We start from the raw sequence: 8404 nt of genomic DNA on the forward strand, positions 1-8404 counted from the left end.
GGAGTATCGGTAATTATGAATCCATACTCAGGCGAAAATGGCGGCGATAACGGTAATTCGGGCCCCGGCGACGGGCATGGCGACCGTCCAGGATCCGGCGGCTACGGAGATGCGAACCCGTACGGCGGCGCTTACCAGCAACAGAGCCCAGGGCAACAGCAAGGTCCCTACGGGCAACAGCCGGGCCAGCAAGGGTCCGGCCAGCAGGGTTACGGTCAGCAGCCCGGCGCAAACTACGCGCAGCAGGGGTACGGCCAGCAGGGATTCGGCCACCAGGGTTATGGGCAGCAGCCGCCTCCGGGACAGCCGGACGCATACGGCGCCAACCAGCCGCCCTACGGCCAAGGACCCTATGGCCAGCAGCCTTACGGCGGCGCCCCTTTCGGTCAGGACGCGAACGCGATGAGCCCGAAGAGCCCGGGCATGGTCAAGTGGGGCATCGGCCTAACGATCGTCGGCGCAGTCGTGCTCGTCGCGTCGATCGTCGGCGCGATTATCGCCGGGGTGGGAATCGCCGGTGCGGTGAGCGCCTTCGACGACGAGCAACAGTACGCCGCCAACGAAACCGCCTCGGTCGAGCTCTCGGCCGGCGATGAACGCGGCGTGTGGGCCGTTACACAGGGCGTCGATTCGGCGTACGTGCAGTGCAGCCTGTCACCGCAGGGCGATCAGTCGAGCGTCGACGGGGTCGATGCGGACATCACGGTCACCTCCGGCAGCAACACCTACACGAAGATCGGGCACATCAATATCCAGCAGGACGGGACGTACTCGGTTTCCTGTGACTCGCCGTTCATCGTGTCCGAGAAGACCGGAATCGACGATGCTGTGGGCAGCGGAGTGGGCCTCGCCGTGGCGATCTTCGCCGGGATCGGCGGCGTGCTGCTTCTCGTGCTCGGGCTGATCCTGTGGCTCGTCGGCCGCCAGCGCAAGCGCCAGTTCTAGCAGGCGGGGGCTTGCATGTGGCCTACCCCAGCGGGGTGGCCATGTGCAGGTCTCGCTCAACCTGATCCGCGAAGCACAGGTCTCCGCTGATCCGCTCGGCCCAGGACATGTAGTCCGTCTCGAGCCAGGGATCGCCGGTGTCGTCCTCGGTGCGGGCATCATTCTCGCCCTCGACGAGCTCGCCCTCGTCCTCCAATGCGGAGGCGACGAGCACGGTCGGCTCTTCCTCGACCTCGTCCACGTCAATCGTGGTCGAGGTCGAACTGATTTCTATCGACAGGTCCTCGCCTTCGAGATCCTGTTCGGGTGCCCACTGGTGGAAGGCAGAAAGCTCCATTAACCATCCTGGAACGAGGGGATTTCAGTAATCGGTGCGCGCGTAATGCTGCGCCCGAACCCCAGCGTAGGGCAAAGTGTCCGCTCGGACCATACCCTGCGCAAAGGCGTGTTGCGGTTTAGCGCAGTCCCATCTTGGCGGTGCACGCCGGCCAGGCGCCCCAGCCTTGCGCGGCCTGGACCTTCTCGGCCACCACGATCTGCTGCTCGCGGGTTGCCTGCCACGCTTCCGGCGCGAACTCTCCGCCGCCGTATGCCTGCCAGGTGGACGGGGTGAACTGGAGGCCACCGGAGAAGCCGTTGCCGGAGTTGATGTTCCAGTTGCCGGTCGCCTCGCACTGGACGAGCTCGTCCCACACGGTGCCGCCCGCGGCCACCGCGGGGGTTGCGGGCGCGTCCTTCTTCGAGCCGACGCGCACCGTGGTCGCGACGGGCTCGGTGAGGGTGGTCTCCGACGTCATATGGCGTTCGGTTTCGTTGCCGTTGACTTTGGTGACGGTCCAGGTTTCCTCGCGCTCGCCGGGAGTACCGGGCGTGACGACCTCTTCGGTGCCCTCGTCGAGTTCGGGCGCGTCGATTTCCTCGCGCGGCGGATCGATCGGCGCGAGGGTCTTCTCCTCCTCGTGGGTGACGCGGAGGACTCGGATGAACATGCCCGGCAGGATCGGGGCGTCGGCGGCGGGCAGCACGATGTCGTCCTTGCCGAGCGGGGTACCCGAGCGCTCGAACGCCTCGCGCACCGTATTGCCGAAGACGTACTCGCGGTGAAGCTCGTCGTTGCCGTCGGCGATAGTCACCACGCGCGGCACGGCGACCTCGATGCGCGAACCGTCGAGCGGAAGCTTGTCATCGGCGTCGCCGCCACGCAGCGCGGACGCGTCGATGCCGTTCTCGGAGAGGAACTCGCCCACCGTCTTGGCGGTGGTCTGCGCGTCGATGACGCCGGACTCCGCGACCAGCGAGACCGGGCGGCTGCGGTCGACGGAGACGGTGTCGCCGGATCCGAGCGAGGCGTCGAGCCCCGGGGTGATCACGTCGTTCTCCCCGACCTTGTAGCCCGCCTCGTCCAATGCGGAACGCACGTCCGACTTGAACGTGGTGAGCTCGACCTCCTCACCGTCGATGGAGACGGTGACATCCTTGCGGAGCTCGAGGGCGCTGACGCCGCCGATCGTGACCGTCGCGAGGATCGCCGCGATCGACACGCGCAGGAACTTGGAGTTCGAGTTGCGCAGGCGGTGGAAGTGGCGGTTGCCTCGATGCTTCTTGTGCCCCTCGTGTGCGTCGGGGTTGATGCGGGTGGGCTCAGCGGGAAGCGGAGAAGTCACGTACGGCGTCCTTGCGTTAGCGATATCGCGCGGGATGTGCGCGAACTACATTACGACACGATAACGAACGTTATGCCGCTGATTCAAAAAACTCGCCCACCAGCGAGGTTCATGTGAACAAAAGTGTCGAATGAGTTACAAGTCGCGAATGATTCTCTTGTGGTTTCTAGAGGCCGTAGATGCGGCGTGCGTTGATTGTTGTCTGTGAGGCGAAGTCCTCGGCGTCCATTCCGCGAGCCTTCGCGAGCTCGCGGGCGGTGTGGCCGATGTACTGGGGTTCGTTACGCGCGCCGCGGAAGGGCACCGGGGTCATAAACGGTGCGTCGGTCTCGATGAGGATCTGCTCGGCCGGCGCCTCGGCGCAAGCCTGACGCAGGTGCTCGTTGGCGGGGAAGGTCGAATTGCCCGCGAAGGAGAGCACGTACCCGCGGTCGAGCGCCTCGCGGGCGACTTCGATCGGCGAGGAGAAGCAGTGCAGGATCACAGTGCCCGGCTCGCCGGCGCTCTTCAGCTCCCGCATGAGGTCCTCGTCCGCTTCGCGGTTGTGGATCATCAGCGGCTTGTCGAGCTTTTTAGCCAGATCGATGTGCCAATGTAGCGCCTCGATCTGGGTGTCCTTGTCGGCGGTGGTTTCGTCCTTGTCCAGCCAGTACCAGTCGAGCCCGCACTCCCCGATCGCGACGACGCGCTTGTGCCCGGCCAGCTCGGTGAGCTCGGCGCGCACCTCCTCGGTGAGCTGTTGCGATTTGGTCGGGTGTACCGCAACCGCGGCGACGACCCGCTCGTCCCATTGCGTGGCCGCGACGGCCTGCCGGGTCTCCTCGATTCCGTCGCCGACGTTGCATACGGTCCCCACGCCGGTCGCCACGGCGCGGTCCATGATCGCGCGGACCTCGTCGCGCGTTCTCGCGCCGCACGACCACAGGTGTGTGTGCGCATCGAACAGCGAGCCCAGCGGCTCGGGCGGAATCGGTGTCGGGCGCGGCTTCTTCTTACCCACTGGTGGAAAATCCTCTGCGTCGTGGCGTCGCTTCCGGCGACGTCGTCGTGCATGGTCGTTCGGTGTGCGCGTGCGGGCGGGTGCCGGCCCGCCGCGGCGCACCTCTCAGGCGTCCTCGTGTTGGACAGGCGCCCATTCGGGCCCGGTCTCGGCGAGCTCCGGATCGAGCTTGGCGAAGATCGGGCTCGGTTTCGCGAGTTCGGTTCCCGGCTCGATCGGGGTACGCGCCCACACGGCCTTTGCCGAAGCGTAGTCGCCCTGGATCGTGGCGTAGGTGCGCCCCGCCTCGGGAACGCCGACGCCGACGGGCTCGACCGGCAGGTCGTCTTCCACCTCGCGTGCCTCTGGCATGGCCGCCCACACGCCGCTGCCGCCGAGCGCCTCGAACACCTTCTGCGAAGCAGAAGGGATGAAAGGCGTGAGCAGCGCGTTGGCATCGGAGACTACCTGCAACGCGGTGTGCAGCACGGTCGCGAGCCGGTCCCGCTTCTCGGGGTCCTTCGCGAGCTTCCACGGTTCACACGCGGCGATGTATCGGTTGGCCGCGCCGACCACGCGCATCGCCTCGGTGGCGCCGGCCTTGAACCTTGACTGGGACAGGTGCTCGCCGACGGTAACGAATGCCTTCTCCGCGGCCGCGAGCAGCTCGGTGTCCAGGTCTTCGAGCTCGGCGGGCTCGGGGATGTGGCCGAAGTTCTTGTGTGCCATCGAGATCGTCCGGTTGACGAGGTTGCCCCATTCGTTGGCGAGCTCGAAGTTGACCCGGCGCACGAACTCGTCCCAGGTGAAATCGGTGTCCTGATTCTCCGGGCCGGCCACGGCGATGAAGTAGCGCAGCGCGTCGGCGCCGAAGGTGTCGAGGAAGTCTCGTACGTAGATGACCACGCCGCGGGACGAGGAGAACTTCGAGCCACTCATCGTGAGGAACTCCGAGGACACGACCTCCGTGGGCAGGTTGAGCTCGCCGAGCGCGCCCGGCTCGCCACCCTTCGCGCCCTGACCCGTGTAACCGAGGAGCTCCGCAGGCCAGATCTGCGAGTGGAAGGTGATGTTGTCCTTGCCCATGAAGTAGTAGGCCAGCGCCTCTGGGTCGGTCCACCAGCGGCGCCATGCCTCCGGCTCGCCGATCCGCCACGCCCATTCGATGGACGCGGACAGGTAGCCCACGACGGCGTCGAACCACACGTAGAGCTTCTTGTCCTTGCGGTCCTGCCAGTCCGGGATCGGGATCGGGATGCCCCAGTCGATGTCCCGGCTCATCGCGCGCGGGCGCAGGTCGGCGAGCAGGTTCTTGGAGAACTTGAGCACGTTGGGGCGCCAATCGGTACGCCCGTCGAGCCAGGTGCCCAGCGCCTCGGCGAGGGCGGGCAGGTCGAGGAACCAGTGCTCGGTCTCCACGAATTCTGGGGTCTCGCCGTTGATCTTCGACACCGGGTTCTTCAAATCGATCGGGTCGAGCTGGTTTCCGCAGTTATCGCACTGGTCGCCGCGCGCCCCTTCGTAACCGCAGATCGGGCACGTGCCCTCGATGTAGCGGTCGGGCAGCGTACGGCCCGTCGACGGGCTGATCGCGCCGGTCGTGGTCTTGGGGACCATGTAGCCGTTGTCGTGCAGTCCGCGGAAGAGTTCCTGAACCACCGCGAAGTGGTTCCGGGTGGTTGTACGGGTGAACAGGTCGTACGACAGCCCGAGGCCGACGAGGTCATCGACGATGACGCGGTTGTAGCGGTCGGCGAGCGTCTGGACCGGCACGCCCTCCTTCTCCGCCTGCACGAGGAGCGGAGTGCCGTGTTCGTCCGTGCCCGAGACCATGAGCACGTCGTTGCCCGACATTCGCTGGAAACGCGCGAACACGTCCGAAGGAACACCGAATCCGGACACGTGGCCGATGTGGCGGGGGCCGTTGGCATACGGCCATGCGACGGCGACGAACACAGCTTTACCCATGTCCTAAACCCTAATGGACTAGGTGCCGCGGCTCCGAATACGACCACTCCGCCGTCAATGGCGTGTTGGTGTTGTACGGCCGTGCCAGGTTGCACGGCCCCACCCACCATGAAGCGAAAGAGCCGCCCCGCACGTCTGCGCGGGGCGGCTCGAACAAAACCGAGGATGACGTCGGAGGTCAGAGGAGTGGCTCGTCTTTTCCGCCCGCTGCTGCCTCGGCTTCTTCTTGCTCGATGGCCTCATCCGAGCCGGGCATCGGGACGGGGCCGTCGTTGAGAGCCTCGTCCTTGCTCGCCCCGGACAGGCGGCGCCACGCAAACGGGCTGCGCATCGCGGCGAGGGTGCGACCGGTCGGGTCGGCACGCAGCATCTTCATGATCGATACCGCGAGCACGACGAGGATGACGAGGAAGGGCGACGCCGCGATGATCGTGATCGATTGCAGCGAGTCGAGCGCTTCGGAACCGCCACCACCTGCCAGCAGCATGATGATGGCGATTGCACCTGTGCAAATGCCGAAGAACACGGTGACGTATCGGGCGGGTTCCTCGATTCCGTACTGGCCCATACCGCCCATGACGACCGACGCCGAGTCGGCGGAGGTGATGAAGAAGATCGAGATCAGAGCCATCGCAAGAATCATGATGATCATCGAGCCGGGCAGGTTGCCGGCAACGTTGAACAGCTCGCGCTCGGAGACGTCCGCATCGCGAATGGTATTGCCGATTTCCTCGAGATGAAGCGCAGTACCGCCGAAGATGGAGAACCACACGATCGACATGCCCGAGGGCACGAGAACGACCCCGGCCACGAACTGGCGGATCGTGCGCCCGCGGGAGATGCGCGCGAGGAACATTCCGACGAAGGGCGACCAGGACACCCACCATGCCCAGTAGAAGATGGTCCAGGAACCTAGCCACTCACCCGCTTCCCCGTTCTGGCTCGCGCCCGTACGGGAGGCCATGTCGAGGAAGTTCTGCAGGTAGAGGCCGAGCGAGGTCGGTACCAGGTTGAGGATGAGGACGAGCGCACCTGAGAAGACCGCGACGAACAAGGCCAGGCACAGTGCCAGCACCATGTTGATGTTCGACAGTAGCTGGATTCCCTTGGAAACACCCGAGGCGGCAGAGGCGAGGAACGCGAGGCCGAGCACAACGATGACGCCGATGACGACCCCGATGCCACTGGTGGAAATCGCGCCTGTCTCATTGAGCCCGGTCTGGATCTGCAGGGCGCCGAGCCCGAGCGAGCAGGCGGTGCCGAAGATGGTCGCGAGAATCGTGAGCACGTCGAGGAACTTGCCCAGTCCGCCCTTCGCGTTTTTTTCACCGATGACCGGGATCATCGCCTGCGAGATGAGGTGCGTGCGGCCGTAGCGGTACGCGGTGAGAGCGAGCGCGAGTCCCACCACGGCGTAGCCGGACCACGGGTGCATGCCCCAGTGGAAGGCGGTGGTCGCCATCGCCATGCCGTAAGTGGGATTTTCGACCCCGGGAGGCGCGTCGTGGAAGTGTGCGAGCGGCTCGGACACGCCGAAGAACATCAGACCGATGCCCATGCCGGCAGCGAACATCATCGCGATCCACGAGCCAGTGCGGTATTCGGGGCGTTCTCCGTCGGCTCCGATGCGGATCGAACCATACTTCGACAACGCGAGGTAGATGACGAAACCGACCGCCGAGGTCTGGATCAGCACGAAGGCCCAGCCGAGATTTCCGGTGGTCCAGCTGAATGCATTGTCGGCGGCGCTGGAAAAGCTATCGGTCCAGGCGACACCCCATAGGACGACCGCCGCGACCACGGCGAGCGTCGCCGAGACGACGACCCAGTCTGTCTTCTTGACATTCGGGTCCGAGGGCGCGGGGCTGTTCGGATCCTGAGCGACGGCGGTATCGGCCGTAGAACTAGCAACCGCGGACCCGGACGAACCGGGCCCCCGAGTCTCTTTAGGGTCTTTGGCAGAATTAGGCATAACAGCAAAGCTTTCACTACTTTGCCGATGTTTCAACCCGAATGCCGGAAATTCTCAGCTGAGACATACCTGAATAGGGCCTATATGCTGCCGGTACGTCGTAGTGGGAGCAATATTTCACATTCGGCGACATTCGGCTGGCCTAGCAGGGCACTTCGACGATTTCGGTGCCGATCACACGCAGCCTCTTCGCCGGGGGCTGTCCGCTATTGCAATCTTACGGCCGCGTCGTACAGCGCCTTGCGCGCGATTCCGGTGCGCTCGGCTACCCGCGCGGCCGCGTCCTTGACGCGGATCCCCTCGCCCTCTGCGACGTCGAGGACCTCGGCGGCGGCCGCGTCGATGTCGGATTCGGTGGTCTCCCGAGGTTCTGCCGGCGCGAGCACGACGACGATCTCGCCTCGCACACCGTCTGCGGTTCGCTCGACGAGCTCGGCAAGAGAACCGCGCAGCACTTCCTCGTAGGTCTTTGTCAGTTCCCGGCACACCGCGGCCTGCCGATCCGGTCCGAGCACCTCGGAGGCATCGGCGAGTGTCGCCCCCACCCGATGCGGCGACTCGAAGAACACGACCGTGCGCTCTTCTCGTTCCAGCGAGGCGAGCCAGGTGCGGCGCTTCCCCGGTTTGCGCGGCGGGAATCCGTCGAAGGCAAACCGGTCCACGGGCAGCCCGGACAGAACGAGCGCAGTGGTGACGGCGGAGGGGCCCGGCAGGCAGGTGATGGGGACGTTCGCCGTCATACCTGCTGACACGATGGCGAAACCAGGATCCGAGACCGAGGGCATCCCCGCGTCGGTGACCACGAGGATCGACTCGCCGGCCGCGGCACGCTCGACGAGCCACGGGGTGCGGGCGGTTTCGTTGTGCTCGAAGAAG

General features: G+C 65.5%; 7 protein-coding genes. 1 reads left to right on the forward strand and 6 read right to left on the reverse strand.

What is annotated here, in order from left to right; genetic code table 11:
- Positions 1-945, forward strand: a 945-nt coding sequence (locus K8V11_RS03740) for a hypothetical protein (RefSeq protein ID WP_369693032.1), incomplete at its 5' end; no start/stop codon positions are given.
- Positions 946-967: 22 nt separating this feature from the next.
- Here K8V11_RS03740 and K8V11_RS03745 read toward each other — a convergent pair.
- The 6 genes from K8V11_RS03745 to rsmI all read right to left on the reverse strand — a co-directional run.
- On the reverse strand, positions 968-1282 hold the full coding sequence (locus tag K8V11_RS03745; RefSeq protein ID WP_303911059.1) for a hypothetical protein: 315 nt from the start codon (positions 1280-1282) through the stop codon (positions 968-970).
- 118 nt (positions 1283-1400) lie between these two features.
- Positions 1401-2609, reverse strand: a complete 1209-nt coding sequence (locus K8V11_RS03750; RefSeq protein WP_303911060.1) for a resuscitation-promoting factor — start codon at positions 2607-2609, stop codon at positions 1401-1403.
- Between the two features lie 166 nt (positions 2610-2775).
- The gene (locus tag K8V11_RS03755) at positions 2776-3609 is read right to left on the reverse strand and encodes a TatD family hydrolase (RefSeq protein ID WP_303911061.1); all 834 of its coding nucleotides are present in this window, start codon (positions 3607-3609) and stop codon (positions 2776-2778) included.
- A 105-nt stretch (positions 3610-3714) separates the two neighbouring features.
- Positions 3715-5556, reverse strand: a complete 1842-nt coding sequence (gene metG / locus K8V11_RS03760; protein WP_303911062.1) for a methionine--tRNA ligase — start codon at positions 5554-5556, stop codon at positions 3715-3717.
- Between the two features lie 178 nt (positions 5557-5734).
- A complete protein-coding gene (locus tag K8V11_RS03765) occupies positions 5735-7528 on the reverse strand; it encodes a BCCT family transporter (protein WP_303911063.1) in 1794 nt (597 codons plus the stop codon).
- Positions 7529-7734: 206 nt separating this feature from the next.
- On the reverse strand, positions 7735-8404 hold a 670-nt coding region (gene rsmI / locus K8V11_RS03770; RefSeq protein WP_303911064.1), incomplete at its 5' end, for a 16S rRNA (cytidine(1402)-2'-O)-methyltransferase.

This window comes from Dietzia timorensis (assembly GCF_020742175.1).
GTDB classification, from domain to species: Bacteria; Actinomycetota; Actinomycetes; order Mycobacteriales; family Mycobacteriaceae; genus Dietzia; species Dietzia timorensis_A.

Excerpts from the sequence above, each read along its gene's own strand:
- K8V11_RS03765 (WP_303911063.1), bottom strand. The coding sequence starts at position 7,528 with ATGCCTAATTCTGCCAAAGACCCTAAAGAGACTCGGGGGCCCGGTTCG.
- K8V11_RS03745 (WP_303911059.1), bottom strand. The coding sequence starts at position 1,282 with ATGGAGCTTTCTGCCTTCCACCAGTGGGCACCCGAACAGGATCTCGAA.
- metG (WP_303911062.1), bottom strand. The coding sequence starts at position 5,556 with ATGGGTAAAGCTGTGTTCGTCGCCGTCGCATGGCCGTATGCCAACGGC.